The sequence below is a fragment of the Pseudomonas sp. NPDC087803 genome (genome assembly GCF_044742995.1).
Lineage (GTDB): Bacteria > Pseudomonadota > Gammaproteobacteria > Pseudomonadales > Pseudomonadaceae > Aquipseudomonas.
The window spans coordinates 1-1,313 of sequence record NZ_JBIUVO010000159.1; the positions used below are offsets into that span (position 1 = coordinate 1).

Here is a 1,313-nt window from a genome sequence, read left to right on the forward strand (position 1 = left end):
TGTCTAGTCCTGAAATAGGTTTACACCTGTTTCAGTCTCAAAACGCCCGATGCACCGCATCGGGCGTTTTGTATTTCAGGGATAAGTGCGGCCGCTCCCGGTTGTAGATTTGCACCGACTCATCCACCATTTTCACTGCATCCGCCAGGTCTTTGGGGCGATGCAACAAAAACTCAGTCTTCAAAATCCCATTTACCCTCTCTGCCATAGCGTTCTGATAGCAATCATAACCGTCAGTCATTGAGCACCTGATTCCATGCCGGGTATGCATCCGTTGGTATAAATCGGAGCAATACTGGGCTCCGCGATCTGAATGATGAATGAGCGGTTGATTGGATTTTCGCTGACTAACAGCCTTCTGCAGCGCCCTGACCACCGACTCCGTATGCAGGCTGCTGTGCACATGATGACCCACGATTTTGCGTGAGTACGCGTCTGTTATCAGGCTAACGTAGGCGACACTTTCCCGCGTTGGGAGATAGGTAATGTCTGCGACCCAAACCTGCTCAGGTCTGCTGGCTACAACTTGTTCCGGGCCAGCTTTGAGTAGGTTGGGGTGACGGCGGAAGCGATGATGGCTATGCGTGGTTTTATGATAAGCACGTTTGCGAGGAACCAGCTCTCGCGCCTCTCGCAAGATGGAAAACAGGCGGTCTCGACCGACACGTAGCGTCGCTGCGGCTTCAATTACCATCAGGTGGTGCAGTTTGCGCGTCCCAAGCCTCGGCTGGCGGCGACGCTTTTCCAGAACGAATTCCACGACCTGCTGGTCTTGGCAAGCTCTCGCGTCAAAGGCTCGGTTGCGCTTGTAATACGCTTGGCGCGAAATGCCTATAAACAGGCAAGCCCTGGTAATGCTCAGGTCTTGGATTTGCCCTTGCGAGAGGACTTGCCGGGTCGCTTTTTTACGATGGACACACCGTAATCATTTTTCAAGACGTTCACGACAGCTTCAAAGAACTGGGCCTTCTGATTGCTCAGCGCCAACTGTTCTTCAAGCTCTTTGATCCGCTGTTCGGGTGTCAGCGGGAGGTTGGGGTCGGTCATCGGCCTGCTCCGCGGCGCTCGGATTGAGGCGCCTTGGCTCCAGTCCTGTCGGCCATGCTTGCGTAACCAAACCAGTACCGTGGACCGGCCTTGAATGCCAAAGCGCCGTTGAGCCTCTTTATAACTCAACTCGCCTTTTTCGACTTGATCTACGACTGACAATTTAAAAGCTAGCGTGTAGTCGCGCTGGCTCCGCCTTTTTCCGGTATCCATTGAATCCTCCTGAAGATCGGTCAGAAGGTGTAAACCTTATTCAGGACGAGACA

1 protein-coding gene is annotated in these 1,313 nt (G+C 53.2%); it reads right to left on the bottom strand.

Annotated features, from left to right (window positions below; genetic code table 11):
* Window positions 1–37: 37 nt before the first annotated feature.
* Window positions 38–1,260 (bottom strand): IS3 family transposase gene (locus ACIOUG_RS27165; RefSeq protein WP_401070284.1). Its coding sequence is split into 2 segments (ribosomal slippage): window positions 38–909 and window positions 909–1,260, totalling 1,224 coding nucleotides; the frame shifts between segments, so codons are not numbered across the junction.
* Between the last annotated feature and the right edge of the window lie 53 nt (window positions 1,261–1,313).